The following is a 25,483-nucleotide window of genomic DNA, read 5'->3' as shown; positions in this document are numbered from 1 at the left end:
CTCTGCCGATATCGAGCCCCGAGCCCCATCATGTATGTCTATGACGAGTTCGATCGCGCCTTTCTTCAGGAGCGCGTCACTGAGTTCCGCGATCAGGTGGAACGCCGCCTCGCGGGCGAGTTGAACGAGGAGGAGTTCAAGCCGCTCCGCCTCATGAACGGCGTCTATCTCCAGCTCCACGCCTACATGCTGCGGGTGTGCATTCCCTACGGCACCCTCTCCGCCCGCCAGTTGCGGGCGCTGGCGGCGGTGGCGCGCAAGTATGACCGGGGCTACGGGCACTTCACGACGCGGCAGAACATCCAGTTCAACTGGATCAAGCTCGCCGAGTTGCCGGACGCCATGGCCGACCTCGCCGAGGTGGGCATTCACGGCATCCAGACCTCCGGCAACTGCATCCGCAACACCACCACCGACCCGTGGGCCGGTGCCGCCGCCGACGAGGTGGAGGACCCGCGCCTCTATGCCGAGGTGATCCGCCAGTGGTCCACGCTGCACCCGGAATTCACCTATCTTCCGCGCAAGTTCAAGATCGCCATCACCGCCGCCAAGCACGACCGAGCCGCCGTCCGCGTCCACGACGTGGGCCTGCGCCTGCACAAGCGCGACGGCAAGACCGGCTTCGAGGTGATGGTGGGCGGCGGGCTCGGCCGCTCGCCCTATATCGGCAAGACCATCCGCGACTTCCTGCCCGAGGAGGATTTGCTCTCCTATCTGGAAGCGATCCTGCGCACCTACAATCTCGGCGGCCGGCGCGACAACATCTACAAGGCGCGCATCAAGATCCAGGTGCACGAAATGGGCGCCGAGGCCTTCGCGCAGAAGGTCGAGGCCGAATGGGCCGAGATCCGCGACGGCGCGCTGAAGCTGGACAAGGCCGCGCTCGACGCCATCCGCGACCGCTTCCTCAACCCCGCGCTGGAAGAGCTGGACGACGCCCCCGCGGCGCTGACCGCAGCACTGTCTGATCCGGACTTCGCCCGCTGGCACGCCAATTCCGTCGCCCCGCACAAGGCGAAAGGCCATGCCATTGTCACTTTGTCGCTGAAGCCCGTGGGCGGGCCGCCCGGCGACGCGACGGCGGACCAGATGGACGCCATCGCCGACCTCGCGGACGAGTACGCCTATGGCGAGATCCGCGTCGCCCACGAGCAGAACCTCACCTTGCCCTATGTGCGCCAGAAGGACCTTCCGGCCCTGTGGGCGAAGCTGAAAGCCATCGGCGTCGCCACCCCCAATGTGGGGCTCATCTCCGACATCATCGCCTGCCCCGGCCTCGATTACTGCTCGCTGGCCAATGCGCGCTCCATTCCCGTCGCGCAGAAGCTGACCGAGCGGTTCGCGGACGATGCCCGCATCGCCGACATCGGCCGGCTGCACCTCAACATTTCCGGCTGCATCAATGCCTGCGGCCACCACCATGTGGGCCACATCGGCATTCTCGGGGTGGAGAAGAAGGACGAGGAGTTCTTCCAGATCACCCTCGGCGGCAAGGGCAATTCCAAGGCCCGCATCGGCGAGTTGATCGGCCCGGCCGTGGCCGAGGGTGAGGTGGTGGACGTAGTCGAGCGCCTCGTCGAGACCTATCTCGACCTGCGCACCTCGCCCGCCGAAACCTTCATCGCCGCGGTCCAGCGGCTCGGCACAGACCCCTTCAAGGAGCGCGCCTATGCCCCTCGTTAAGAACGGCGCGCCCGCCGAGGACCTCTTCACCACCGTCGCCGATGACGCGGCCCTGCCCGACGGGCCGGTGCTGGTCTCCGCCGAGCGCTTCCTGAAGGAGGCCGACGCCCTCGTCGCGCGCAACGACGAGATCGGCGTCCTTTGGCCCAACAGCAAGGACGTGGCGGAGCTGAAGCCCTATCTCTCCCGCCTCTCCGTGGTGGCGCTGACCTTTCCGAAGTTCCGCGACGGCCGCGCCTACAGCCAGGCCCGCCTGCTGCGCGAGCGCTACGGCTTCAAGGGCGAACTGCGGGCGGTGGGCAACGTGCTGCGCGACCAGGCGCTGATGATGACGCGCGCCGGCTTCGACGCCTTCGCCTTCGAGAAGGCGGCCGATGCCGAGGCTTTCGGCAAGGCGCTCGCCACCTATTCCCACTTCTACCAGCCGACCGGCGACGGGCGGGCCACGGCCCGCGACGCGCGCACCGGCCATGCGGGCCTCGCGCCCGTGGAGGGATGACCTGAGATGAACGCCCTTGAGCGGGCCGCTCCCCGCCTCGATCTCGACGCGCTGAACGCGCGGCTGGAGAACGCCTCGCCGCTGGACGTGATCGCCGCCGGCCTTGCCGCCTTTCCCGGGCGCATCGCTGCCGTGTCGTCCTTCGGCACCGAATCGGCCGTGCTGCTGCACATGATCGCGCAGGTGGATCAGGCAACGCCGATCCTCTTCCTCGACACCGGCCACCTGTTCGAGGAGACGCTGGCCTATCGCGACACGCTGGCCGACCACCTCGGCCTCACCAATGTGCAGACCTTCTCGCCCGATCCCGCCGCCCTCGCCGCGCGCGACCCGGAGCGGGGGCTGTGGTCAGACAATGCGGATGCCTGCTGCGCCCTCCGCAAGGTGGAGCCGCTGGCGCGTGCCCTCGCCCCCTTTGGGGCGTGGTTCAACGGCCGCAAGCGCTACCAGGCATCAACCCGCACCGCCATCTCACTGGTGGAGCAGGACGGGGAACGGGTGAAGTTCAATCCCCTCGCCGCCATGGGCCGGGACGAACTCGTCGGCTACATGGATGCCCACGGCCTGCCGCGCCACCCGCTGGAAAAGCATGGCTTCGCCTCCATCGGCTGCATGCCCTGCACCTCCCGGGTCCAGCCGGGCGAGGACCCGCGTGCCGGCCGCTGGCGGGGCAAGGCCAAGACCGAATGCGGCATCCATTTCGGCGACGGCATTTGACTTAATTCCATAGAATTTATTATATAAGGGTTGACCGGTCGTCAGGCGGGTGCAGTCGTTCGCGACATCGAACGATTGTTCTAGTTGACGAACGCACTCGTCGGAGGTCTTCCCATGTCGTCTCGCCGCACGTTCCTGCGCACGGGCCTTGCTGCCGCCACGGCGCTCGCACTTTCGGCCGGTGCCGTCGCCGCAGCCGACATCACGCTACTGAACGTCTCCTACGACCCCACCCGCGAGCTCTATGCGAACGTGAACAAGGCGTTCGCCGCCGAGTGGACGAAGGCGCATCCCGGCGACACGGTGAAGATCAACCAGTCCCACGGCGGCTCCGGCAAGCAGGCACGCTCGGTCATCGACGGCCTTGAGGCCGACGTGGTGACGCTCGCCCTCGCCTATGACATCGATGCCATCGCCGAGAAGGGCTACCTCGCCAAGGACTGGCAGAAGCGGCTGCCAGACAATTCCGCGCCCTACACGTCCACCATCGTGTTCCTCGTGCGCAAGGGCAATCCCAAGGGTATCAAGGACTGGGACGATCTGGTGAAGCCCGGCATCAAGATCGTCACGCCCAATCCCAAGACCTCCGGCGGCGCCCGCTGGAACTATCTGGCGGCCTGGGGCTACGCGCTGAAGAAGAGCGGCGGCGACGAGGCCAAGGCCAAGGACTTCGTGAAGGCGCTCTTCAAGAACGCGCCCGTGCTCGACACGGGCGCCCGCGGCTCCACCGTCACCTTCGTCGAGCGCAAGATCGGCGACGTCCTCATCGCCTGGGAGAACGAGGCCTATCTCTCGGTGAACGAGCTTGGCCCCGACAAGTTCGACATCATCACCCCCTCCGTCTCCATCCTCGCCGAACCGCCGGTGACGGTCGTCGACAAGGTGGTGGACAAGAAGGGCACTCGGGCCATCTCGGAGGCCTATCTGAAGTTCCTCTACACCCCGATCGGCCAGGAGATCGCGGCGAAGAACTATTATCGCCCGCGCGACGAGCAGGTGGCCGCCAAATACAAGGACAAGTTCGCGAAGGTGGACCTGTTCACCATCGATCAGGTCTTCGGCGGCTGGCAGAAGGCGCAGAAGACGCACTTCTCCGATGGCGGCATCTTCGACCAGATCACCGGCAACTGATCCTGCCGCCCATCCACCCTGCGGCCGCCGCCTTCGGGAGTGCTCCTGACGGCGGTGGCCGCGGCCATTCGAGCGAGCGACGCAGAAGCGTTGCCGGATTATAAGCCTTCCATGAGCGCCTCATCGTCCCGCCTCCGTTTCCGGCAGCCGAGCGTGATCCCCGGCTTCGGCCTCACGCTGGGCCTCACGCTGACGTGGCTGGGGCTCATCGTCCTGCTGCCGCTGTCGGCGCTGTTCATCAAGACGAGCGAGCTGTCGCTGGAGCGCTTCATCGCCATTGTCACGGCGACGCGCACGCTCCATGCGCTGCAGGTGTCGTTCGGGCTCGCCTTCGGTGCCGCACTCATCAACATGGTGTTCGGCGCCATCGTGGTGTGGGTGCTGGTGCGCTACGACTTTCCCGGCAAGAAGGTGGTGGACGCGCTCATCGACATTCCCTTCGCCTTGCCCACGGCGGTGGCCGGCATCGCGCTGACCTCGCTCTATGCGGAGAACGGCTGGATCGGCTCGCTGCTGGCGCCGCTGGGCATCCAGGTGTCGTTCACGCCGCTGGGCATCCTCGTCGCCCTCGTCTTCATCGGGCTGCCCTTCGTGGTGCGCACCGTGCAGCCGGTGCTCGCCGACCTTGACCAGGAACTGGAGGACGCCGCCGCGAGCCTCGGCGCCACGCGCACGCAGGCCCTCATCCGCGTGGTGCTGCCCTCGGTGTGGCCGGCGCTGCTCACCGGCTTCGCCCTCGCCTTCGCGCGGGCGGTGGGCGAATACGGCTCCGTCATCTTCATCGCCGGCAACTTGCCGGGCGTGTCGGAGATCGCGCCGCTGCTGATCGTCATCCGCCTGGAGGAGTTCCGTTATGCGGACGCCACCGCCATAGCGACGGTCATGCTGGTGGCCTCCTTCGTCCTGCTGCTCATCATCAACCGCCTCCAGCGCTGGGCGGAGCTGCGCGGGAGCAAGCACGGATGAACGCCCTCGACCAGACGCCCGGCCATCCCATTGGCCATGGCGCCAGCGAGGGCCCGCCCTCCGCGCTGGAGCTGTCGCACGCCTATGCGGCGCACCGCGGCCGCCCGGTGCGGACGGAGCCGCGGAGCGTGCGCATCATCCTGACGGTGATCGCCCTCGCCTTCCTCGGTCTGTTCATCGGCATGCCGCTGGTGACGGTGTTCTACGAGGCGCTGAAGCGCGGCTGGCAGGCCTATGTGGCGGCGCTCGTCTCGCCGGACGCGCTCGCCGCCATCCAGCTCACCCTCATCGTCGCGGCCATCTCGGTGGTGGCGAACCTGCTGTTCGGCCTCGTCGCGGCCTGGTCCATCGCCAAGTTCGAGTTCCCCGGCAAAAGCCTGCTCATCACCCTGATCGACCTGCCCTTCTCCGTTTCCCCGGTGGTGGCGGGCCTCATCTATGTGCTGCTGTTCGGCTCGCAGGGCCTGTTCGCCGCGTACCTCGCGGCGTGGGACATCAAGATCATCTTCGCGCTGCCGGGCATCGTGCTCGCCACCATCTTCGTCACCTTCCCCTTCGTCGCGCGCGAGCTGATCCCGCTGATGCAGGAGCAGGGCACGGCGGAGGAGGAGGCGGCCATCTCCCTCGGCGCCTCAGGCCTCTCCACCTTCTTCCGGGTGACGCTGCCCAACGTGAAATGGGCGCTGCTCTACGGCGTGCTGCTCTGCAACGCGCGCGCCATGGGCGAGTTCGGCGCCGTTTCGGTGGTCTCGGGCCATGTGCGCGGCCTCACCGATACCATGCCGCTGCACATCGAGATCCTCTATAACGAGTACCAGTTCGTCGCCTCCTTCGCGGTGGCGTCCCTGCTGGCGCTGCTGGCGCTCGTCACGCTGATCGCCAAGACCATTCTCGAACACCGCCTCGCCGAGGAAGACAGATGACCATCGACGTCGTCGGCGTCACCAAGCGCTTCAAGACCTTTGCCGCGCTCGACAATGTGAGCCTCACCATCCGCACCGGCGAGCTCGTCGCTTTGCTCGGCCCTTCGGGCTCGGGCAAGACCACGCTGCTGCGCATCATCGCCGGCCTCGAATGGCCGGATTCCGGCGAGGTGCGCTTCGACGGGGAGGATGCGCTCGCCCGCTCCGTGCGCGAGCGCAACGTGGGCTTCGTGTTCCAGCATTACGCTCTGTTCCGGCACATGAACGTGTTCGAGAACGTGGCCTTCGGCCTGCGCGTGCGCCGTGGCGCGGGCAAGCTGCCGGAAGCCGCCATCCGCGAGAAGGTCAACGAGCTGCTCTCTTTGGTGCAGATCGACTGGCTGGCCGAGCGCTACCCCGCCCAGCTCTCCGGCGGCCAGCGCCAGCGCGTGGCGCTCGCCCGTGCGCTCGCCATCTCCCCCAAGGTGCTGCTGCTGGACGAGCCGTTCGGCGCGCTCGACGCCAAGGTGCGCAAGGAGCTGCGCCGCTGGCTGCGCCACCTGCACGAGGAGTTGCCCGTCACCTCCGTGCTCGTCACCCACGATCAGGAAGAGGCGCTGGAGCTGGCCGACCGCGTGGTGGTGATGGGCCACGGCAAGATCGAGCAGGTGGGCTCTCCCGGCGAGGTCTATGACAATCCCGCCACCGCCTTCGTCCACGACTTCATCGGCGAGACCATCGCACTGCCCGGCGAGGTGAAGGGCGGCGCGCTTTATCTTGGCGGCCGTCCGCTGGGGCTCGATCCGCAGGGCGTGGCCGACGGGCCGGCCCGCATCCTCGCCCGGCCACACGATGTGGATCTGGCCGATCCGTCTTCGACCGCGATCTCCGGCAAGGTGCTGTCGGTTCGCACCTTCGGCCCCACCCGCCGCGCCGACGTGGAGCTGAGCGGCAGCACCGGCCCGGTGATCGTGGAAGCGGCGGTGCCCCACGGCCAGGACCTCGCGCCGGGCACGCAGGTGGGCCTCAAGCCCCGCCGCTACAAGGTGTTCGCCGCCTGAGGGAGCGCTGCAAGGAAAGCTGCAAGGAACGCCCGGGCGCTATGGCACGTTTTCGCCATCGCGGCGTGCTGACCTGCGCCGTGACCGGGCGCGCTGTCGCGCCCCGCTGACCGGAGTTTCCCGCCGTGCCGCCGTTCGTCATCGTTGCCCTGGGTGCCATCGGCGCCGCGGCGCTTGCCAAGCTGATCTCGTCCGAGACGAAACGGGTCAACGAGGCTCTGGATCGTCGCCGCAAGGCGGAGGCTGGCGACCTCAAGACGGTGCCGCTGGAGCGCGACCCCGCCACGGGCGAATACCGCCCGCGCGGCTGACACGCGCCGTCTTCCTGATCCGTTTTCAGTCCCGCGCGGGGGCGCAGGCGGCAGCCGGCTGGCAGGTTCCCTTGGCGAGGGAGCCGGGAGAAAGGGAGCCTGCCGCAAGGGTGACGGCACCGGCCTTGGGCGCCTCACGCGCCGCCCGACGCGCCGCGCGGCTCTTCGCATGCTCGCGCTGGATGGCGTAGAGGCCGGCGCCGACAACGAGCGCCATGCCGATGCTGGTCCAGGCGTCCGGCAGGTCGCCGAACACGAAGTAGCCGGAGATGAGCGCCCCGAACACCAGCAAATAGCGCATGGGCGAAAGCGAGGCGATGGGTGCGCTGCGGAAGGCGAATACCAGCAAAAGCGTGCCACCGCCGAACGCAACGGCGGACGCGACGAGATAGGCGACAACCGTGGTCGACGGCATCGTCCAGCGCTCGAACGGCGCGAGCAGCGCGGCAGCGAGGCAGAAGACCACTGAGCCGGTGAGGCCGACCACCGACCCGGGAATTTCCGGCCCGATGCTGCGGGTGGAGATGTCGCGCGCGGCGCCGGTGAAGGCGGCCATGAGTGGCAGCAGGGCGATGAGACTGAAAGTGGCGGGGTCCGGCCGGGTCACGATGACCGCCCCGCAGAAGCCGACGATGATGGCCGACCAGCTGCGCCAGCCCACCTTCTCGCCGAGGAGCGGCACGGCGAGCGCCGTCGTGATGAGCGGGGTCGCCATATAGATGGTGGTGGTGGACGCAATGGGCATCGCGGCCAGCGCGGCGACGTAGAGGAAGGTGGTGACGGTATCGAGCGAGGAGCGCACGAGTACGCTGCGCCGGAACGCGTAGCGCAGCGCGAGGATATCACCCGAGGCCACGATCAGCCCCAAGAACAGGAAGCTCACCATGACGGTGCGCAGGCCAAGACCCTCGCTGAGGGGCACCTCGCGCAGCGCCAGCTTCATGAAGGTGTCGTTGGTGATGAAGAGCGCCATGGAGCCCACCATGGCGATGAGGCCCTTCACCGCCGACAGCGGCCGATGGGCGACGGGGCGCTGGGCGGCAGCCTGGATGCTCATGCCGTTGCTCCCGCGCCGCACAGGCGAAGGAAACGGGCAGTGGCGCCGGCGCGATCCCGGGGCAGTGTCACGTCAAACCTCGTAGATATCGGGCGGCTGGCGTGCCGCCAAAACCGGCTTCAGGCCGTTGATTGATCTTGTCGGCCAGATGTACCTGATTTCCGGTAAAGACGCCCTGCGCTTTGCGCCGAGGCTGGCGGGCGAGCCCCCCGCATGCGGCATGGCGCCGCCACCTCTTCGCCGCAATCTCTTCGCCTCGACTTGGGGTCGCCTGCCGCCCCGCGTCAGCCGCCGGTGGTGCTCATGTGCCGCCCGACCGCCGGCTGGCGGGTCTTGCGGTCAATGACGAAGTCATGGCCCTTGGGCTTGCGGAAAATGGCGTCGTCGATGGCACGGTGGAGCAGCGCGTCGTCCGCGGAGGCGCGGAGCGGCGCGCGCAGGTCGGCGACGTCCTCCTGGCCGAGGCACATGTAGAGGGTGCCGGTGCAGGTGACGCGCACCCGGTTGCAACCCTCGCAGAAATTGTGCGTCAGCGGCGTGATGAAGCCGAGCCGCCCGCCGGTCTCCTTCACCTCCACATACCGCGCCGGTCCGCCGGTGCGATAGGCGATATCGGTGAGGGTGAAGCGTTCGGAAAGCTGCTCGCGCACGGCGGAGAGCGGCAGATACTGATCCACCCGCTCCTCGCCCACCTCGCCGAGGGGCATCACCTCGATGAGGGAGAGGTCGTGGCCTTCGCCGTGCGCCCATTCCATCATGGCGCCGATCTCGTGCTCGTTCACGTCCTTGAGCGCGACGGCATTGATCTTCACCTTGATGCCGGCCGCCTGCGCTGCCTTCACGCCCTCCAGCACGCGGGCGAGCTCGCCCCAGCGGGTGATGGCGCGGAACTTCACCGGGTCCAGCGTGTCGATGGAGACGTTGATGCGCTTCACCCCGCAGGCCGCGAGGTCGGCCGCGTAGCGGGCCAGTTGGGAGCCGTTGGTGGTGACGGTGAGCTCGTCCAGCTTGCCGCTTTCGATGTGGCGGGAGAGGCTGCGGAACAGGGTCATCACGTCCCGCCGCACCAGAGGCTCGCCGCCCGTGAGGCGCAGCTTGCGCACGCCGCGCAGCACGAAGGCGCTGCACAGGCGGTCCAGCTCTTCGAGCGACAGGAGATCCTGCTTGGGCAGGAAGGTCATGTGCTCGGACATGCAATAGACGCAGCGGAAGTCGCAGCGATCCGTGACGGAGACGCGGAGATAGGTGACGGCGCGGCCGAAGGTGTCCACCAGCGGGCCGGCCTGCTGCGCGGCGGCGGCACCCGGACGGTCGATCAGATCCCTCGGCACATCTCTGGGCAGATCAGTCACCACACCACTCCCGAACCGGCCGCTTCCGCAGCATCCTCGCGTCTCCCGCGCCTTATGCTGCCGCCGACTTGTGCCGGTCTTGAACAAATCCCGCGCTGCAGATGCGGCAGACGGCGGGCTACGACGCTCGTCTTATATATCGTATGCAGGAGTGAGATGGATAGGGCCGCCAGCTGAACACGATGCCGTGTGAAATCAAGTGGCTCGGCCTCTCGCCCGATCGAAAAAGGACATCGCCCGATGGCTCCCGCGTCTGCCCCCGCCGCCGCCCCCTGGCCCACCGAGCTGCGCGTCATCGACGACCGCCACACGCTCTCGGTCACCTTCGAGGACGGGGCGAAATTCTCCCTCCCCGCCGAATATCTGCGCGTCGAGAGCCCCTCCGCCGAGGTGCAGGGACACCAGCCGGAGGAGAAGATCACCGTGCCCGGCAAGCGCCAGGTGCGCATCGTGCAGGTGGAGCCGGTGGGCAATTACGCCGTCCGCCTGATCTTCGACGATGGCCACGGCACCGGCCTCTACACCTGGGACCTGCTCTACAGCTACGGCGTCAATCAGGAGGAGAAGTTCGGCGCCTATCTCAAGGCGCTGGAAGCGCAGGGGCTTTCGCGCGGCTGAGCGGCCATTCGAGTCGCCACTGAATGACAACGGGCGGCCGATGGGCCGCCCGCTCGATCTTCCGATCTAAAGGCTGCGCCTCACTTCACCCGTTCAAGGATGGACACGTAGTTCGCCACGGCCGCGCCGCCCATGTTGAAGACGCCGGCCACCTTCGCGCCCTCGATCTGCATGTCGCCGGCCTCGCCCATGAGCTGCATGGCGGAGAGGACGTGCATGGAGACGCCGGTGGCGCCGATGGGGTGGCCCTTGGACTTCAGGCCGCCCGAGGCGTTCACCGGCAGCTTGCCGGTCTTTTCGGTGATGCCCTCGCGCACCACCTTGTAGCCTTCGCCGGGCTTGGCGAGGCCCATGGCCTCGTACTCGATCAGCTCGGCCACGGTGAAGCAGTCGTGGGTCTCGACGAGGCTCAGATCGTCCAGCGTCAGGCCGGCCTTCTCCAGCGCCTTGACCCAGGCGCGGCGGGCGCCCTCGAAGGCGATGGGATCGCGGCGCGACATGGGCATGATGTCGTTCACATGGGCGCGGGCGCGGAAGGCGACGGCGCGGCCGAGCGTCTCCGCGACGTCCGCTGACGCGATCACCAGCGCTGCCGCGCCGTCGGAGACCAGCGAGCAGTCGGTGCGGCGCAGCGGGCCGGCGACGTAGGGGTTCTTCTCCGAGATGGTGTTGCAGAACTCGAAGCCGAAATCCTTGCGCATCTGCGCATAGGGATTGGAAACGCCGTTCTTGTGGTTCTTGGCGGCGATGCGGGCGAGTTCCTCGGAGCGGTCGCCGTAGCGCTGGAAATAGGTCTGCGCGATGCGGCCGAACACGCCGGCAAAGCCACCCTCGATATCCGCCTCTTCCTTGCGGTAGGAGGCATTGAGCAGGATGTCGCCGACCTCGGCGGTGGGCTTCGCCGTCATCTTCTCGGCGCCGACCACGAGGGCGATGCGGCCCTGCCCGCTCTCGATATAATTGAGCGCGGAATGGATGGCGGCCGAGCCGGTCGCGCAGGCGTTCTCGACGCGGACGGCCGGCACATGGGTCAGTTCCGGCACCGAGAGCGCAGGCATGGCGCCCTGGAAATCCTGCTTCTGGAAGCCGGCGTTGAACACGCCCACATGGATCGAATCCACATCCTGCGGGGAGAGGCCCGCATGCTCGATGGCGGCGCCGGCCACGCGGCCCATCAGGGCTTCGGTGTCCGCGTCCTCGAGCTTGCCGAAGGGCGAATGCGCCCAGCCCACGATGGCGGCCTTGCTGTCCATGTTCGTCTCCCGCGGCGTGACACCGCTCTGGTTTTGCTGGTCTTCAGATAGGTATTCGCGGCCCTTGGCGCTACCGCCGAGGCCGGATCACGACAGGCCGGCGATGAAGCCGTCCGGCATGACGAAGATGTCCTGCGCGGCCGGCGCGGAGGGCAGGCCCGGCATGGTCATGATGTCGCCGGCGAGCGCCACCACGAAGCCCGCACCGGCCGACAGGCGCACCTCGCGGATGGGCAAAGTGTGACCGGTGGGCGCGTTGCGCGCGGTGGGATCGGCGGAGAAGGAATACTGCGTCTTCGCCATGCACACGGGCAGGTCGCCGAAGCCAGCCAGCTCGTATTCCTTGAGCTTCGCCGTCGCGGTGGAGGAGAAATCCACCCGCTCCGCGCGATAGATCTCGCGGGCGATGGTCTCGATCTTGTCCTTCAGCGGAAGCGCGGAGGGATAGAGGAACTCGAACTTCGGACGGCGCGCGAGCAGGTCGCGGACGGCGCGGGCGAGATCGAGCGCGCCCTCCCCGCCCCTGGCCCAGTGGCCGCAGGGGATGACATCGACGCCCTCGTGAGCGAGGGCCGCGCGCACCGCCTCCAGTTCCTCGATCGTGTCGCCGGTGAAATGGTTCAGCGCGACCACCACAGGCAGGCCGAACTTCCGGAGGTTTTCCACATGGCGCCGGAGGTTGCCGCAGCCGAGCGTCACCGCTGCCGGGTCCGGCGAGCCGAGTTCCTTGAGCGCCACGCCGCCGTGCATCTTGAGCGCACGCACGGTCGCGACCACCACCGCGGCCGAGGGCACGAGGCCGGCCTGGCGGCACTTGATGTCGAGGAACTTCTCCGCGCCGAGGTCGGCGCCGAAGCCGGCTTCGGTCACCACCACGTCGGCAAGGCCGAGCGCGGTGCGCGTCGCCATCACCGAATTGCAGCCGTGGGCGATGTTGGCGAAGGGGCCGCCATGGACGAAGGCGGGCGTGCCTTCCAGTGTCTGCACGAGATTCGGCTGGAAGGCGTCCTTCAGCAGCGCCACCATGGAGCCGACGCCGCCCAGTTCCTCCGCCCGCACCATGCGGCGGCCGCGGGTCTGGCCGATGATCATGCGCGAGAGCCGGGCTTCGAGATCGGAGAGGCTGTCGGCGAGGCACAGGATGGCCATCACCTCGCTCGCCACCGTGATGTCGAAGCCGTCCTCTCGGGGATAGCCGTTGGCCGGGCCGCCGAGACCGATGGTGATCTGGCGCAGCGCCCGGTCGTTCAGGTCCATCACCCGCCGCCAGCTGATGCGCCGGGCGTCGAGATCGAGGGCATTGCCCCAGTGGATGTGGTTGTCGATCAGCGCCGAAAGCAAATTGTGCGCGGCGGTGATGGCGTGAAGATCGCCGGTGAAATGCAGGTTGATGTCCTGCATGGGGATGATCTGCGCCCGCCCACCGCCGGTGGCACCGCCCTTGGCGCCGAACACCGGGCCGAGAGAGGGCTCGCGCAGGCAAACGGCGGTGCTGACGCCGAGCTGCGAGAGCGCATCGCCGAGGCCGATGGTGGTGGTGGTCTTGCCCTCGCCCGCCGGCGTCGGGTTGATGGCGGTGACGAGCACCAATTGCCCGCGCGTCCGCGATTCGGCCTCGGCCACGAAATCGAGGCTGATCTTCCCCTTGTGCGGGCCGTAGCGATAGAGCGCGTCCGCCGGAATGCCGAGACGGGCCGCCACCTCTTCTATGGGTAACGGCGTGACGCTCGCGGCGATGGCCGCATCGGATGTGGGATCGAGCGGTCGAGCGCTTCTGTCATGCATGGAAGGGTCCCCGGACGGGCGCCGACCCTAGCGGCTCGGCCCGCGGCTGAAAAGCGCGGACCGGGCAAAATTGCGCTGCCCCGGCTCTGGGCCGGGGCTTGGTTGTGCAGCTTTCGGGCGCTTGAGGCGGCCTCAGCCGCCCTTCTGCTGCTCTTCGGCCTTGCGGACCGGTGCCGGCTGGTCAACCGAATCGAGGCCCTTGTCGATCTTCTGCACGATCTTGGCGAGGTCGTCGGGATCGGGCTTCAGGTCGCGAGCGTGGTTCCACTGGAAGCCGGCCTCAAGCCTGCGGCCCACCTTCCAATAGGCGTCACCGAGATGGTCGTTGATGACCGGGTCCTGCGGCATCAGCTCGATGGCGCGCTCCAGCTGCACCACGGCGTCATCATAGCGGCCGAGCCGGTAATAGGCCCAGCCCAGGCTGTCCACGATGGGGCCGTCGTCGGGCCGCAGCTTCACCGCCTTGCGGATCATGTCCAGGCCCTGGTCCAGGTTGATGCCCTGGTCCACCCACGAATAGCCGAGATAGTTCAGCACGTGGGGCTGGTCGGGATTGAGCTCCAGCGCCTTCTTCAGGTCCGCCTCGGCGGCCGGCCAGTTCTTCGAGCGCTCGTTGCAGACGCCGCGGAAGTAGAACAGCGCCCAGTTTCCGCGCGTGGGCTGGGGGATAAGGGCGATCGCCTTGGAATAGGTGTCCGCGCACTCGGAGAACATCTTGCGCGTCTGCTGGATCTTGCCGAGCGCGATGATGGCCTCGATGTCCTTGGGATCGGCCGCGATCATCTTGTCCAGCTGCGCGCGGGCCTCCTTGTAATGGTCGGTCGCGTCGAGGTTGACCGCCAGCTGCACCTGCGCGTTGCGCTTCAGGGGCGAGGAATCCGGGACGGTCTCATAGACTTCGATGGCCTTCGCCGGCTGCTTCAGCTGCTCGTAGAGATCGGCGAGCGTCAGGCTGGCGAACGGGTGCTCGGGATAGAGCCAGATGGCGAGCTGGAGATAGACGAGCGCGAGGTCCTCGCCGCCCTGCCGGCCGAGCGTCGCGCCGAGGCCGTAGAGCACCTCGGACGAGCCCTCCTGCGCCGTCTTCACCAGCGGCGGCAGCTGCTTGCCGGCCTTCAGTTCCTTGATGGCCGCGAGCACGATGGGGTGGTTCGGCAACTGCTTGTCGAACGCGGCATAGGCCGCGAGCGCCGCCTCGGTATTGTCGTTGCGCGAGGCCCAGCGGGCATAGGCATCAATGGCGCGCAAGGAGCCGGGATCGGCCTTCATGGCCGCTTCCAGCCGCCGCCCGGCCTCCTTCTTCTGCCCGGCGGCGTCGAGGATGAGGCCGGCGTGCAGCTCCTTCATGGGCGCGTACCAGTCCGGCCCCTCCAGCCGGTCGATCAGTTCCACCGCGCCTTTGGTGTTGCCGGAGCCGAAGAACGTCCAGGCCGCCAGCAGCGTGGCGGTGAGATCGCCGATGGGGCCGCGCACCGACAGAGCGAGGTTGGTGCGGGCGGTCTGGTAATGGGCTTTCTTGATGGAGCGCACGGCGAGCGCGAGGCGGGCGACACGATGGGTGCGGTCGATCTTCACCAGCCGGTCGGCGAGCTTCATCGCGTCGTCGATCTGGCCGTCCATGAGCATCGCGAAGAAAGTCCGCTCCAGGATCTCCTCGTTGCGCGCGTCGAGCTTCATCAGGTTGCGGAGGTAGACGACCGCCGCGTCCTGGTCGCGCTCCGTGCTCGCCAGACGCGCGGCGAGGTAATTTCCCGCGAGCGAGGTGTCGAAATCAGGCACGGCCTCGGCCCGGGCGAGGCCCGGCGACAGAGTGAGCACCGCAGCAAGGCCGGCCGCCAGGGCCGCGGAGAAGGTGGGGCGTCTTGTCGTCACCGATGATCTGTCCTGAAAGCCGGGCCCTGCGGGCGATGAACGCGAAATCCAAGCGGGGCGAGATGGCGTGAGGATGGCGGCTTTCCTGTGGCACCGCAAGTTACGTAGGAGTCATGAACCGCCGGTGTTCGCGGGGGCAGGTTGCGGCGGCGTGTGCGGCGCGGCATAAGCCGGCCATGGAAACCTTGCGCACGCGCGCCCCGGCGAAGATCAACCTGACCTTGCGCATCGTCCGGCGGCGCACGGATGGGTTTCACGATCTCGCGAGTCTGGTGGCCTTTTCCGGCGCCGCCGACCTCCTCTCGCTCTCGCCTGACGCCACGCTTTCGCTCGCCGTCAAAGGGCGCACCGCAGCCGCGGCGGGGCCGGATGCCGACAATCTGGTGCTGCGCGCGGCCCGCGCCTTCGCCGCCGAGGTGCCTGGGGCCCGGCTCGGCGCCTTCCTGCTGGAAAAGCGGCTCCCGGTGGCGGCGGGGCTCGGCGGCGGCTCGTCCGATGCGGCCGCCGCGCTGCGGCTGCTGGCCCGGCTCAACGGCCTCGCCAACGACGATCCGCGCCTGTTCGCCGCAGCCCGGGCCACGGGCTCGGACGTTCCGGTGTGCCTCGATCCGCGCGCGCGGCTGATGGAAGGGGTGGGCGATCTGCTCTCCCCGCCCCTCGCCTTGCCGCCGCTCGCCGCGGTGCTGGTGAATTGCGGGGTGGCGGTGCCTACCGCCTCCGTCTTCCGCCAGCTAGGCCTTGCGCCGGGCGCGGTGTTCGAGGGGCCGGCGCTGCCCGCCGTTCTGCCGGGGGATCGCGGCCCGCTCATCGCCGCCATCGCCGCAGTGCCCAATGATCTGGAGCCTCCGGCCGTGGCGGTGGCGCCCCAGATCGCCCAGGTGATCGACACCCTCTCCGCCCAGCCGGAAGCGCGGCTGGTGCGCATGTCCGGTTCGGGCGCCACCGTGTTCGCGCTCACGGATGACTGCCGCGCTGCCGCTGCGCTGGCACGGCGGGTGCTTGCGCAAGAACCCGGCTGGTGGGTGAAGTCCACCATCCTGCGGTGATGAATCCGGAGAGGTGAATGCCATGGCCTTGCCGCTGCCGACCCTCGTCGCGTTTGTGGTGGCGGCCCTGTGCGAGATCGCCGGCTGCTTCGCCTTCTGGCAGGTGGTCCGCCACGGCGTGACGCCGCTCTGGCTGCTTGCGGGGCTCGCGAGCCTCGCGGCCTTCGCCTACGCCTTGACTTTCGTGGAGGCGGAGGCGGCGGGCCGCGCCTTCGCCGCCTATGGCGGCATCTACATCATCGCGTCTCTGGCGTGGCTGTGGAGCGTCGAGGGCGTCCGGCCGGACCGCTGGGACGCAGCCGGTGCCCTGCTCTGCCTCGCCGGGGCGGCGCTGATCGTGTTCGGTCCGCGCGGGTGATCCTCAGGCCGGATCGGGCGGCGGGGCTGTACCCGGCGCCGACGCGCTTTTCTCCCGTGCCAACAGGCGCTGGTAGACCCAGCCCATGGCCACCAGCACCAGCCCGAGCCCAATGAAGGAGACCGCGCGCAGGACGCCCTCCAGATCCGCCATGTCGGAGAGGAAGACCTTCAGCACGGTGGCCACCATCACCGCCGCCGAGGCGAGGCGCAGCGCGCGCGAGCCGCGCCACAGGCCGAGGGCCAGCAGCACCATGCCGAACACCAGCCACGCCGCCGACCACGCATACCATTCGGCGGAGGAGATGGCGTCGCCGGACAGAACCGGCCCCTGGAACAGGCGGCTGACCTCCAGCGTGACATAAGCGAAGGCCAGCACGCCGGCGATCACCCGTGCCACGGTCCGCACCCGCGGACGGGTCGCGGGCTGGGTCGCGGCGAAGGCGACCGCGAGGCCGGCCGGGAGCGCGTAGGCGATGAGAAGGTCGTTGAACACCGGCCCGCCAACCGCCTCCTCCGTCGCGAACGGATTGGTCTCGATGAGGCCGTTGAGGGCGCAGACGGTCGCCGCGGCCGCGACGATATCCGAGAACAGCCGGTAGAAGCCGCGTCCGGTGACATTGGCGAGGCGCGACAGGCCCACGGCGTAGGCGCCGTAGACCACTGCCAGCAGACCGGTTTCGAACAGCCGCGTGCCGACCGCATAGATATCGCCGCCATGGGCGAGATGGCGCACCTCGGTGGCCGCCAGCAACATGGCGAAGATGAGGGCAAGGCACTCATGCACCCGCCGCGCCCAGTCGTCCTTCCCCCTGGCGAGGAACCAGGCCGCCCCGGCGAAGGCGAGGGTCGGCACGCCATAGCCCCACAGCAGCCAGTTGAAGATGGGCGTCTGGCCCGGCTCGACGGCGATGGTGGGCAGCCAGGCGATGCGCGAGAGCACCACGACGCCGAGCATCGCCGAGAACTGCCGCAAGCCCGGCAGCGGCCGGATGGTGGAGACCCAGGCGACGCCGCAGGCCGCGAGCGCGAGGCTCACCGTGAGCCAGCCCTTCTCCAGCGCGAAGGTGAGCGCCAGCGCCAGGCTCACGACGCCGGCCGCCGCGAACACGGTGGCGGCATGGGTGCGCGCGGCGTTCAGCAGCCGCTCGGCGCCAAGGGTGAAGAGCAAGGCCAGCGCCAGCGCGAGCGCGGCAAAGGGCAGGCTGCGCTCCAGCTCGGTGAGGCGCGCATAGGCGGCGATGAGCATCAGCACCGGGCCGACCGTTGCCGTCACCGCCCAGCCGAGCACGGTGCGGCTGCGCCCGCCCCGCAAGGCGCCGAGCGCGCCGGCGGATAGCATCAGCGCGCCCATGGCGAAGGCGAAGACCATGAAATGTCCGATGGAAAGACGATCTGGCTCTGCCACCGCGCCCGCCATGGGGCCGGCGGGAGCGAGAGTGGATCCCGCATCGGGCGGGAACACCCATTGGGTGAGGATGGCCGGCGCCAGCAGGGCCACGGCGAAGGTGGCGAAGGTCATCGGACGCACCCGCCATGCGAGCGCGAGCACGCCCACGGCGCCAACGACGAACACCGCCAGCGGCCCGGCGGCGACATGTCCGTCCACCGCCGCAGCCGCCATCACGGCGAGCGCGCCCACCGCGCCGAGGATGGAGATCGGCTCCGGCCGCTCCCCCGCCTCCGGACCCCACAGGAGGCCCGGCGCGAGCAGCACGGCGGTGAGCACCAGCAGCACGAGGCCGAGCGCGCCGGACGCCGTCACCGCCTGCGGCACCTCGAAGGCAATCAGCGTGAGACCCCAGGCCACCATGCCGGCGATGGCGAGGAGCGCGAGCCCCCGCCATCGGCGGATGCGCGCGACACCCATCGCGCTCGTCCCCACCACCGCGATCAGCAGGGCCACGCCCCAGGCGTTCGGCGAGCTGGTGGTGACGAGAAATGGCGTCAGCGCGGCGCCGACGAAGCCCAGCGCGCCCAACGCCGGGCCGTGCAGGAGCGCGGCCAGCAAGGTGGCGACGCCGGTGGCGGCGAGCAGCAGGAAGGCGGCCTGCGGCGGAATGAGGTGGTAGAGCTCATAGGCCGCGAAGATGCTGCCGAAGGCGGTCATGGTCCCGGCAGCGGTGAGAATGCTCGGCACGTCCGGCACCAGCCCGCGCAGGCTGGTGATGGGCGCGGCCGGGTCCTTCCCCTCGCGCCGGCGCAACCATTCGCCGGCACCGAGCAGGAACAGCGCGAGCAGCAGACCGAGGCTGACGCGCAGCCCGGGACCGATCAGATCCTGCTCCACCGCGAAGCGCACGAGAAAGACGCCACCCAGCGCCAGAGCGAGGCCGCCGACCCACACCGCCCATCGCGCGCCGACCTTCTCCTCGAAGCCGGCCAGCCGCTCCTTGAGCTTGGCAGGGTCGATGGTGGGGCGTGAGGGCGGGACGGGCGGCTCAACCGATTCTCGGGCGGGCTGCGGCAGCGCGGGCGGCGCCTCGCCGCCCTCCGCGACCGGCGCGGGGGGCTCTGGCAGCCGCGCGAGACGGGCCAGCGGACTTTCCTTCATCTGCGGCCCGGCGGCCGGGGGCATGGGGGTCCAGTTCGGCGAAGGGGCCGGAGAAAGGGCTGCGGGCGCAAGCCCCGCATGGGCCTCCAGCGCCGCCACCCGCGCCTCCAGCACCCGGATGCGCCCCCGGCTGCGCAACGCCACGATGAAGCCAACGAGGGCCATCACCGGAAAGGCGAGAACCACCAGAACGAGAAGCGCCCACTCATCCATCGCGACCAGCCCGCTTGCAACCCCGGAGCAAGCCTAGCGGCAGCGTCGCGCCGTGGCTAGACACCTCCGGCTAAGTGCAAATGGCAAAAAGAAAATCAGGCTGGACGAAGGCGGTAGGATGGCGCCTCCATCCACCGTTCAGGCGGCGAGGAAGGCGAGGCGCGGATCGGTGCGTCCCGGCGAAATCTCGATGATCTCGGCCGCCACCACGCCTTCGGCGACGAACGGATCTTCCGCCACCCGCGCCTCCACCTCGGCACGGGACGAGGCGGTGGCGAGGATGGCGCCGCCGGCCTTCGGCTCGATACCGCCCGCAAGCAGGAAGCGCCCCTCCTCGAAGCCTTTCCGGAGCCACGCATTGTGCCCCTCCATCAGGCGCGGGGCGGCGGCACGGTTGGCGGCGAAGCGCAGCAGGACGATGAACATGGTTCCCCCTCGTGTGTTCAGGCGTGGGCGGCGGGACGCCGATGGGCGGCAACGAAGCCACGCATCTCGGCAACCTCGGCGTCGATGAAGGCTTCATCGCCGATGGAACTGGCGAGCGTCGCCACCCCCTGACTGCGGGCGAGAAGATGCATGGCGAGGCGGTCGGCCTCAGCCTCCCCGTGCCCCAGGTCGCGGAACTGCCGGGCCAGCCAGTTGCGGAACAGGGCGAAGAGCCGCGCGGCGTCGGCGCCCGCCGCATGATCGAGCTTCGCCAGCTCGTTGCACAGCGTGCCCACGGGACAGCCGAAGCGCATGATCTTGACGCGGTTGGCGATGAGGATGCCGATGAAGCTGAGGATGCGCGCCTCGGCATCCTCCCCCTCCCCGTCCCACGTCGCGAGGAGCGTTTCGGTCCGCTCCAGGCGCAGCGCGATCACGGCTGCGAGGATCTCGTCCTTGCTCTTGAAATGATAATAGAAATTGCCGCGCGAGAGCTTCACCGCCGCGGCGATGTCGGCGAACGAGGTAGAGGCGAAGCCGTTCTCGTAGAAGAGGCGGTCCGCCGCCTCGACGATGGCGGCGCGGGTGTCGGTCGCGGCCATGAGTAGCCTTAGGTCAAATGTCCTAAATTCAGAGTTAGGACGATTGACCTAGGCGCGTCAAGTGCCAGGGGCCTAGTCCTCGCGGAAGCGGTTGGTGATGGGATAGCGGCGGTCGCGGCCGAAGTTGCGGCCGGTCACCTTCACGCCCGGTGCGGCCTGACGGCGCTTGTACTCGGCGCCGGCCAGCAGGCGCGCGATCCGGGTGACGAGGGCGGCATCGAAGCCGTCGGCGACGATCTCGTCCACCGGGCTTTCGCCCTCCACCAGCCGGGCGAGGACGGTGTCGAGCACGCCGTAGGGCGCCAGCGCCGCCTCGTCCGTCTGGTCCTCGCGCAGTTCGGCGCTTGGGGGCTTCTCGATGACGCGCTCGGGAATGACGACGCCATCGGGGCCCAGCGCGTCCGCCGGTTTCCAGCTGTTGCGCAGGCGGGCGAGGCGCACGACCTCCGTCTTGTAGAGGTCCTTGATCGGGTTGAACCCGCCGTTCATGTCGCCATAAAGCGTGGCGTAGCCGGTGGACATCTCCGATTTGTTGCCCGTGGTCACCACCATGGCGCCGAACTTGTTGGAGACGGACATGAGCAGCGTCCCGCGCACGCGGGCCTGCAGGTTCTCCTCCGTCACGTCGCGCGTCGTGCCCTCGAACAGCGGCGTCAGCACCGCTTCCAACCCCTCCACCGCAGGGGCGATAGGCACGACCTCGTAACCCACGCCCAGGGCCTCGGCCACGGCGGCGGCGTCCTTGAGGCTGTCTTCCGACGTGAAGCGATACGGCAGCATCAGGCAGCGCACCCGCTCCGGCCCGAGGGCGTCCACCGCCATGGCCGCGCACAAAGCGGAATCGATACCGCCGGAGAGGCCCAGCACCACACCCGGAAAACCGTTCTTGTTCACATAGTCCCTGAGGCCGAGCACGCAGGCGGCATAGTCGGCCGCGTCACCCTGGAGGGGCTCGACCAGATTGCCACCGACGCAACGCCAGCCGTCCTCGAAGCGCCGCCATCTGGTGACACGCACGCGCTCGACAAAGCTCGGGAACTGCAGTGCGGGGAAACGGTCGGCGTTGAGGACGAAGGAGGCGCCGTCGAACACCAGCTCGTCCTGCCCGCCGACCTGGTTGACGTAGAGCAGCGGCAGCTTGCTTTCCACCACGCGGGCGACCGTGATGTTCTCGCGCTCGGCATAGACCGAGCGGCGATAGGGCGAACCGTTGGGCACGATGAGGATTTCCGCACCCGTCTCGGCGAGGCATTCCACCACGTCCGCCCCCCAGATGTCCTCGCAGACGGGCACGCCGAGGCGCACGCCCCTGAACGGGATCGGACCGGGCATCGGGCCAGCGGCGAACACGCGCTTCTCGTCGAACACGCCGTAATTTGGCAGGTCCACCTTGTGCCGCACGGCGGAGACCTTGCCGCCTTCCAGCAGCAGCACGGAATTGTAGAGCAGCCCTCCCTCCACCCACGGCGCGCCGATGAGCACGGCGGCGCCGCTGACGGTCTCCGCCGCGAGGGCCTCGACGGCCTCCCGGCAGGCCGCGAGAAAGGCGGGCTTCAGAACCAGATCCTCGGCCGGATAGCCGGCGATGAACAGCTCGGGAAAGACCACGAGATCCGCCCCAGACGCGCCCGCGCTCTCCCGCGTGCGGCGGGCGATGGCGAGATTTCCGGAGACATCGCCCACGGTGGGGTTGAGCTGGGCGATGGCGATGCGGAGGGTATCGGCGGGTTCGGTCATGTGCGGGATGTAGCCCCGCCTCGCATAAGGCGAAAGGGCAAGAAACCAGCAAGCGCCCGTTCTGCCTCATCAATCAGCATAGAGCCGCGCGCACCGGTATCCGGACCACGCCGGCCAAGCCCAAGCCGGACGAAAACATCATGCGGCGGGCGAATGCCGGCCCCCGGGCGCGCTACAGCCCCAGCCGACTCCACATGGCACGTTCCTCCACCGCCGCGGCGGCGCCCAGCGCCGCCTCCCGGGCGAGGGCTCCGGCAAAGCCCGTGGGGCGCTTCAGCAGGAAGCCCGTGGCGCCCTGCACCAGCTTCAGCGTCACGTCCGTGCCGTAGCGCGCCTTCAGGATGCCGCGCACATCGCCGAGGCCGTCCACGAGACCGAGGCCGGCGGCCTGCGTCCCCAGCCAGAACTCGCCGGAGAACAGGGTCTCGTCATCGCCCGTCAACGCATCGCCGCGGCGCGATTTCACGAGATCGGCGAATACGGTGTGGAGTTCCTTGAGCAACTGGTCGAGCCGCTCCACGTCCTCCGGCTGGGTGGGACGGAAGGGGTCCAGCGTCACCTTCCGCTCGCCGGCGGTGTAGACGCGCCGCTCGATGCCCAGCTTCTCGATGGCCTTGTCGAAGCCGAAGCCCGCCGTCACCACGCCGATGGAGCCGACGATGGAGCAGGGATCGGCGAAGATCTCGTCGGCGGCGCAGGCGATCATGTAGCCACCCGAGGCCGCCGCATCCTCGATGAAGGCGAAGACGTGCTTTTCCTTCTCCTCCGCCAGCGCGCGGATGCGGCGGAAGATGAGATGCGACTGAACCGGAGAGCCGCCCGGCGAATTGATGAGCAGCGCCACGGCGGGCGCCTCCTTCATGGCGAAGGCCTTCTCCAGCGCCTGCGCCGTGCTGGCGAGCGACATGCTGCGCGAGAAGGGCGAGGCCATGCCGATGGCGCCGGACAGCCGCACCACCGGCACCACGGGCGCATCCGAGCGCCATTTTCTGGGAAGGAGACCGCGGGCGCGGCGCGACAGGGAGGAAAGAAATTCGGCCATGCCCGAGATGTAGGGACTCCGCATGGCGCCCTCAAGGCGCCATGCAAAAGCAAAGGCCGGCGCCCTCAAGGCGCCACGTTGCGGCAAAGGCCGGCGCCTCAAGGCGCTACGGCCCGGGAATGGATGGCGCCCTGTAGCGCCTCAGCCGAGCGCGGCCCCGTCCCGCAACACCGCCTCGGCCTGCGGCGTCGGTGTTCCGTCCGCCTCCGAAAGGACAAGACCGGGCAGGATCGACGGCGGCGTGCGCCGCCCCTTCACCGCCCGCACCAGCAGCCGCACCGCCGGCCGTTCCGCGCGGGGGTAGACAGGCAAAATCTCCACTGCCCCGAACCCCCGCGACAACACCGCAAGAATGTCCCCCAGCGCCTCGGGGCGATGGATGAGACAGATCATCCCCTTCGCGCCAAGGCAGCGGTCGGCGGCGCGGGTCCAGTCGGCGAGCAGGTCGGCATCGGCCATGTGCGCGCGGGCGCGGGCGGCGTCGGGGGACGTGCGGTGGCGGGCGTCGGCATTGAAGGGGGGATTTGCGAGCACGAGGTCGGCCGCGCCCAATTCGGGCAGCGGCGGGCCGGAAGGCCGGGCAAGGGACGCGACATCCCCCGTCACCACCCGCGCCCGGGCGCCGAAGCCGTTCAGAGCAGCATTCTCGCCTGCCAGAGCGGCGAGGCCGGGGTCGATCTCCACCAGCGTCGCGCGCGCGTCCGGAACGCGGGCGAGAAAGGCGAGGCCGGCGCTCCCCACGCCCGTCCCGAAATCCACCACGACGCGGCGGTCGGCCGGCGCGAAGGCGGCGAGGAGCAGGGCATCGTGGCCAACCCGATGGCCGGAAACCATCTGTCGCAACGTCAGCCTGCCGCCGAGCACGCTGTCTGTGGACAGCAGGTTCGCCTCAGTCGCCATCGCGCAGGGCCGCGCCGAATCCCGCTTCCTGCAAAAGGCGGCGGGCGCGCGGCACATCCTCGTCCACGATCAGCAGGCGGCGGGGGAAAACGCCGATGGAGCCTTCCAGGACGCTCATGTGGGCATCCGCGACCATGTGACCGATATCGGCCGCCGTCAGCAGCGCCTCGATGGCGCCGAGCAGCACAAGATCGTTGGTCCGCACCATCTCCTGCATCGTACAGACCTCCGATTGCGGCGACCGGCGCACCCGCTGCAACCGATGGCGATCTGCCAAAGCTTGCACGGAACCCGTCCGCATCCCTATGGTGCGCCCCAAAGATTGACAAGCGGGAGCGTTTCTTGGCCGTCGTCCTTCCGTTCGAGCCTAACGAGCCGTCGCTCGAGGCGCTGGTCGCCTTGGTGAAGGCGGACATGGAGCGCGTCAACGCCGTGATCCTGGCGCGGACGGGTTCCGACGTGGCCATGATTCCCGAGGTGGCGAACCACCTCATCTCCTCCGGCGGCAAGCGGCTGCGGCCCATGCTGACGCTCGCCTGCGCCGCGCTCGCCGGCTATCGGGGCGAAGGCCATGTGAAGCTCGCCGCCTCCGTGGAGTTCATGCACACCGCGACCCTCCTCCATGACGACGTGGTGGACGAGAGCGACATGCGGCGCGGCAAGCTCGCCGCCCGCAAGCTCTGGGGCAACGAGGCGAGCGTTCTGGTGGGCGATTTCCTGCTCGGGCAGGCGTTCAAGATGATGGTGGAGGTGGGCTCCATGACCTGCCTCGACATCCTCTCCACCGCCGCCTGCGTGATCGCCGAGGGCGAGGTGATGCAGCTCGCCGCCGCCAAGAACACCGCCACCTCCGAGGACGATTACCTCGCCGTCATCCGCGGCAAGACCGCCGAGCTGTTCGCCGCCGCCTGCGAGGTGGGCGCGGTGCTCGCCCAGCGGCCGAAGGCGGAGCAGGCGGCCTGCCGCTCCTATGGCATGAACCTCGGCATCGCCTTCCAGCTGGTGGACGACGCCCTCGACTACGGGGGCTCCCAGGCCAAGCTCGGCAAGAACGTGGGCGACGATTTCCGGGAGGGGAAGATCACCCTGCCGGTGCTGCTCGCCTTCCGGCGCGGCGACGAGAAGGAACGCGCCTTCTGGCAGCGCTGCCTCGAGAATGGCGAGGCGGGTGATGCGGACCTGGATCAGGCCATCGGCCTCATGACCAAGCATCGCGCTATCGCCGACACGGTGGAGCGCGCGCGCCACTACGGCGCCATCGCCAAGGACGCCCTCGCCCTCTTCCCGGCCGGTCCGGCCAAGGCCGCGCTCATCGAGGCGGTGGACTTCTGCCTGTCCCGCGCCCACTGACGCGGCACATCGCATGACAAAGGCCGGCCCCTTGCGGAGCCGGCCTTTT

24 protein-coding genes are annotated in these 25,483 nt (G+C 68.8%); 12 read left to right on the top strand and 12 right to left on the bottom strand.

Going from position 1 to position 25,483, the window contains the following annotated elements; translation table 11 throughout:
* Nucleotides 1–30 precede the first annotated feature (30 nt).
* The 8 genes from V5F63_RS05565 (at nt 31) to V5F63_RS05530 (ending at nt 7,270) form a co-directional block, all read left to right on the top strand.
* The gene (locus V5F63_RS05565; protein ID WP_394102496.1) at nt 31–1,683 is read left to right on the top strand and encodes a nitrite/sulfite reductase; all 1,653 of its coding nucleotides are present in this window, start codon (nt 31–33) and stop codon (nt 1,681–1,683) included.
* The gene (locus tag V5F63_RS05560) at nt 1,670–2,182 is read left to right on the top strand and encodes a DUF934 domain-containing protein (RefSeq protein WP_394102495.1); all 513 of its coding nucleotides are present in this window, start codon (nt 1,670–1,672) and stop codon (nt 2,180–2,182) included. The genes V5F63_RS05565 and V5F63_RS05560 overlap by 14 nt, the downstream gene beginning before the upstream one ends.
* Before the next feature lie 6 nt (nt 2,183–2,188).
* On the top strand, nt 2,189–2,899 hold the full coding sequence (locus V5F63_RS05555) for a phosphoadenylyl-sulfate reductase (protein ID WP_394102494.1): 711 nt from the start codon (nt 2,189–2,191) through the stop codon (nt 2,897–2,899).
* Between the two features lie 114 nt (nt 2,900–3,013).
* Nucleotides 3,014–4,030, top strand: coding sequence for a sulfate ABC transporter substrate-binding protein (locus V5F63_RS05550; RefSeq protein ID WP_394102493.1), 1,017 nt, complete (start codon nt 3,014–3,016; stop codon nt 4,028–4,030).
* A gap of 111 nt (nt 4,031–4,141) precedes the next feature.
* Entirely contained in the window at nt 4,142–4,996 is an 855-nt protein-coding gene (cysT, locus tag V5F63_RS05545) for a sulfate ABC transporter permease subunit CysT (RefSeq protein WP_394102492.1), read from the top strand.
* The gene (gene cysW, locus V5F63_RS05540) at nt 4,993–5,919 is read left to right on the top strand and encodes a sulfate ABC transporter permease subunit CysW (RefSeq protein ID WP_394102491.1); all 927 of its coding nucleotides are present in this window, start codon (nt 4,993–4,995) and stop codon (nt 5,917–5,919) included. The genes cysT and cysW overlap by 4 nt, the downstream gene beginning before the upstream one ends.
* Nucleotides 5,916–6,959 carry a sulfate/molybdate ABC transporter ATP-binding protein gene (locus V5F63_RS05535; protein ID WP_209488007.1) on the top strand — a complete coding sequence of 348 codons (1,044 nt, stop codon included), beginning with the start codon at nt 5,916–5,918 and terminating at the stop codon, nt 6,957–6,959. The genes cysW and V5F63_RS05535 overlap by 4 nt, the downstream gene beginning before the upstream one ends.
* A gap of 125 nt (nt 6,960–7,084) precedes the next feature.
* Nucleotides 7,085–7,270 (top strand): hypothetical protein, encoded by a 186-nt coding sequence (locus V5F63_RS05530; protein WP_209488006.1) that lies wholly within the window; start codon nt 7,085–7,087, stop codon nt 7,268–7,270.
* Between the two features lie 25 nt (nt 7,271–7,295).
* Here the strand turns inward: V5F63_RS05530 and V5F63_RS05525 are convergent, their stop codons facing one another.
* Together V5F63_RS05525 and moaA are read right to left on the bottom strand one after the other, a co-directional pair.
* Nucleotides 7,296–8,327, bottom strand: a complete 1,032-nt coding sequence (locus V5F63_RS05525) for a DMT family transporter (RefSeq protein ID WP_209488005.1) — start codon at nt 8,325–8,327, stop codon at nt 7,296–7,298.
* A 284-nt stretch (nt 8,328–8,611) separates the two neighbouring features.
* A complete protein-coding gene (gene moaA, locus V5F63_RS05520) occupies nt 8,612–9,658 on the bottom strand; it encodes a GTP 3',8-cyclase MoaA (RefSeq protein ID WP_394102578.1) in 1,047 nt (348 codons plus the stop codon).
* Nucleotides 9,659–9,919: 261 nt separating this feature from the next.
* Here moaA and V5F63_RS05515 point away from each other — a divergent pair, with 261 nt between their 5' ends.
* Nucleotides 9,920–10,297 (top strand): gamma-butyrobetaine hydroxylase family protein, encoded by a 378-nt coding sequence (locus tag V5F63_RS05515; protein ID WP_394102490.1) that lies wholly within the window; start codon nt 9,920–9,922, stop codon nt 10,295–10,297.
* A gap of 80 nt (nt 10,298–10,377) precedes the next feature.
* On the opposite strand, the gene V5F63_RS05510 is transcribed toward V5F63_RS05515, so the two are convergent.
* The 3 genes from V5F63_RS05510 to V5F63_RS05500 form a co-directional block, all read right to left on the bottom strand.
* A complete protein-coding gene (locus tag V5F63_RS05510; protein WP_209488003.1) occupies nt 10,378–11,550 on the bottom strand; it encodes an acetyl-CoA acetyltransferase in 1,173 nt (390 codons plus the stop codon).
* Between the two features lie 87 nt (nt 11,551–11,637).
* Complete coding sequence (locus V5F63_RS05505; RefSeq protein WP_209488002.1) at nt 11,638–13,335, bottom strand: formate--tetrahydrofolate ligase; 1,698 nt, start codon at nt 13,333–13,335, stop codon at nt 11,638–11,640.
* Between the two features lie 132 nt (nt 13,336–13,467).
* Nucleotides 13,468–15,207, bottom strand: coding sequence for a tetratricopeptide repeat protein (locus V5F63_RS05500; protein WP_209488001.1), 1,740 nt, complete (start codon nt 15,205–15,207; stop codon nt 13,468–13,470).
* Nucleotides 15,208–15,383: 176 nt separating this feature from the next.
* Here V5F63_RS05500 and V5F63_RS05495 point away from each other — a divergent pair, with 176 nt between their 5' ends.
* Both V5F63_RS05495 and V5F63_RS05490 read left to right on the top strand, forming a co-directional pair.
* Nucleotides 15,384–16,253: a 4-(cytidine 5'-diphospho)-2-C-methyl-D-erythritol kinase gene (locus V5F63_RS05495; protein ID WP_394102489.1), complete on the top strand. Its 870-nt coding sequence runs from the start codon at nt 15,384–15,386 to the stop codon at nt 16,251–16,253.
* Nucleotides 16,254–16,275: 22 nt separating this feature from the next.
* Entirely contained in the window at nt 16,276–16,611 is a 336-nt protein-coding gene (locus V5F63_RS05490) for a YnfA family protein (RefSeq protein ID WP_394029928.1), read from the top strand.
* A gap of 3 nt (nt 16,612–16,614) precedes the next feature.
* Here V5F63_RS05490 and V5F63_RS05485 read toward each other — a convergent pair whose 3' ends face one another.
* The 7 genes from V5F63_RS05485 to V5F63_RS05455 form a co-directional block, all read right to left on the bottom strand.
* A complete protein-coding gene (locus tag V5F63_RS05485) occupies nt 16,615–19,377 on the bottom strand; it encodes a DUF2339 domain-containing protein (RefSeq protein WP_394102488.1) in 2,763 nt (920 codons plus the stop codon).
* Nucleotides 19,378–19,515: 138 nt separating this feature from the next.
* Nucleotides 19,516–19,803, bottom strand: a complete 288-nt coding sequence (locus V5F63_RS05480; RefSeq protein WP_394029930.1) for a YciI family protein — start codon at nt 19,801–19,803, stop codon at nt 19,516–19,518.
* A 17-nt stretch (nt 19,804–19,820) separates the two neighbouring features.
* On the bottom strand, nt 19,821–20,405 hold the full coding sequence (locus V5F63_RS05475; protein WP_394102487.1) for a TetR/AcrR family transcriptional regulator: 585 nt from the start codon (nt 20,403–20,405) through the stop codon (nt 19,821–19,823).
* A gap of 72 nt (nt 20,406–20,477) precedes the next feature.
* A complete protein-coding gene (locus tag V5F63_RS05470) occupies nt 20,478–22,142 on the bottom strand; it encodes an NAD+ synthase (RefSeq protein ID WP_394102486.1) in 1,665 nt (554 codons plus the stop codon).
* 172 nt (nt 22,143–22,314) lie between these two features.
* Nucleotides 22,315–23,208: a S49 family peptidase gene (locus tag V5F63_RS05465; protein WP_394102485.1), complete on the bottom strand. Its 894-nt coding sequence runs from the start codon at nt 23,206–23,208 to the stop codon at nt 22,315–22,317.
* 117 nt (nt 23,209–23,325) lie between these two features.
* Complete coding sequence (locus V5F63_RS05460; RefSeq protein WP_394102484.1) at nt 23,326–24,084, bottom strand: tRNA1(Val) (adenine(37)-N6)-methyltransferase; 759 nt, start codon at nt 24,082–24,084, stop codon at nt 23,326–23,328.
* Nucleotides 24,074–24,301: a putative signal transducing protein gene (locus V5F63_RS05455; protein WP_394029935.1), complete on the bottom strand. Its 228-nt coding sequence runs from the start codon at nt 24,299–24,301 to the stop codon at nt 24,074–24,076. Before V5F63_RS05455 ends, V5F63_RS05460 begins: the two co-directional genes overlap by 11 nt.
* 125 nt (nt 24,302–24,426) lie before the next feature.
* On the opposite strand from V5F63_RS05455, the gene V5F63_RS05450 reads away from it, so the two are divergent.
* Complete coding sequence (locus V5F63_RS05450; protein WP_209487993.1) at nt 24,427–25,434, top strand: polyprenyl synthetase family protein; 1,008 nt, start codon at nt 24,427–24,429, stop codon at nt 25,432–25,434.
* Nucleotides 25,435–25,483 lie beyond the last annotated feature (49 nt).

This window comes from Xanthobacter wiegelii (assembly GCF_043193855.2).
Taxonomy (GTDB): domain Bacteria; phylum Pseudomonadota; class Alphaproteobacteria; order Rhizobiales; family Xanthobacteraceae; genus Xanthobacter; species Xanthobacter flavus_A.
The sequence above is the reverse complement of the archived record's forward strand: the minus strand, read 5'-3'. Positions and strand labels throughout refer to the sequence as shown.

What these genes read in the sequence shown, in the direction of transcription:
- V5F63_RS05505 (WP_209488002.1), bottom strand. Translation starts at nt 13,335, where the DNA reads ATGCATGACAGAAGCGCTCGACCGCTCGATCCCACATCCGATGCGGCC.
- V5F63_RS05565 (WP_394102496.1), top strand. Translation starts at nt 31, where the DNA reads ATGTATGTCTATGACGAGTTCGATCGCGCCTTTCTTCAGGAGCGCGTC.
- V5F63_RS05480 (WP_394029930.1), bottom strand. Translation starts at nt 19,803, where the DNA reads ATGTTCATCGTCCTGCTGCGCTTCGCCGCCAACCGTGCCGCCGCCCCG.
- V5F63_RS05485 (WP_394102488.1), bottom strand. Translation starts at nt 19,377, where the DNA reads ATGGATGAGTGGGCGCTTCTCGTTCTGGTGGTTCTCGCCTTTCCGGTG.
- V5F63_RS05515 (WP_394102490.1), top strand. Translation starts at nt 9,920, where the DNA reads ATGGCTCCCGCGTCTGCCCCCGCCGCCGCCCCCTGGCCCACCGAGCTG.
- V5F63_RS05490 (WP_394029928.1), top strand. Translation starts at nt 16,276, where the DNA reads ATGGCCTTGCCGCTGCCGACCCTCGTCGCGTTTGTGGTGGCGGCCCTG.
- V5F63_RS05550 (WP_394102493.1), top strand. Translation starts at nt 3,014, where the DNA reads ATGTCGTCTCGCCGCACGTTCCTGCGCACGGGCCTTGCTGCCGCCACG.
- V5F63_RS05470 (WP_394102486.1), bottom strand. Translation starts at nt 22,142, where the DNA reads ATGACCGAACCCGCCGATACCCTCCGCATCGCCATCGCCCAGCTCAAC.
- cysW (WP_394102491.1), top strand. Translation starts at nt 4,993, where the DNA reads ATGAACGCCCTCGACCAGACGCCCGGCCATCCCATTGGCCATGGCGCC.
- V5F63_RS05555 (WP_394102494.1), top strand. Translation starts at nt 2,189, where the DNA reads ATGAACGCCCTTGAGCGGGCCGCTCCCCGCCTCGATCTCGACGCGCTG.
- V5F63_RS05455 (WP_394029935.1), bottom strand. Translation starts at nt 24,301, where the DNA reads ATGCAGGAGATGGTGCGGACCAACGATCTTGTGCTGCTCGGCGCCATC.
- cysT (WP_394102492.1), top strand. Translation starts at nt 4,142, where the DNA reads ATGAGCGCCTCATCGTCCCGCCTCCGTTTCCGGCAGCCGAGCGTGATC.
- V5F63_RS05465 (WP_394102485.1), bottom strand. Translation starts at nt 23,208, where the DNA reads ATGCGGAGTCCCTACATCTCGGGCATGGCCGAATTTCTTTCCTCCCTG.
- V5F63_RS05535 (WP_209488007.1), top strand. Translation starts at nt 5,916, where the DNA reads ATGACCATCGACGTCGTCGGCGTCACCAAGCGCTTCAAGACCTTTGCC.
- V5F63_RS05460 (WP_394102484.1), bottom strand. Translation starts at nt 24,084, where the DNA reads ATGGCGACTGAGGCGAACCTGCTGTCCACAGACAGCGTGCTCGGCGGC.
- V5F63_RS05510 (WP_209488003.1), bottom strand. Translation starts at nt 11,550, where the DNA reads ATGGACAGCAAGGCCGCCATCGTGGGCTGGGCGCATTCGCCCTTCGGC.
- V5F63_RS05475 (WP_394102487.1), bottom strand. Translation starts at nt 20,405, where the DNA reads ATGGCCGCGACCGACACCCGCGCCGCCATCGTCGAGGCGGCGGACCGC.
- V5F63_RS05560 (WP_394102495.1), top strand. Translation starts at nt 1,670, where the DNA reads ATGCCCCTCGTTAAGAACGGCGCGCCCGCCGAGGACCTCTTCACCACC.
- V5F63_RS05525 (WP_209488005.1), bottom strand. Translation starts at nt 8,327, where the DNA reads ATGAGCATCCAGGCTGCCGCCCAGCGCCCCGTCGCCCATCGGCCGCTG.
- V5F63_RS05495 (WP_394102489.1), top strand. Translation starts at nt 15,384, where the DNA reads ATGGAAACCTTGCGCACGCGCGCCCCGGCGAAGATCAACCTGACCTTG.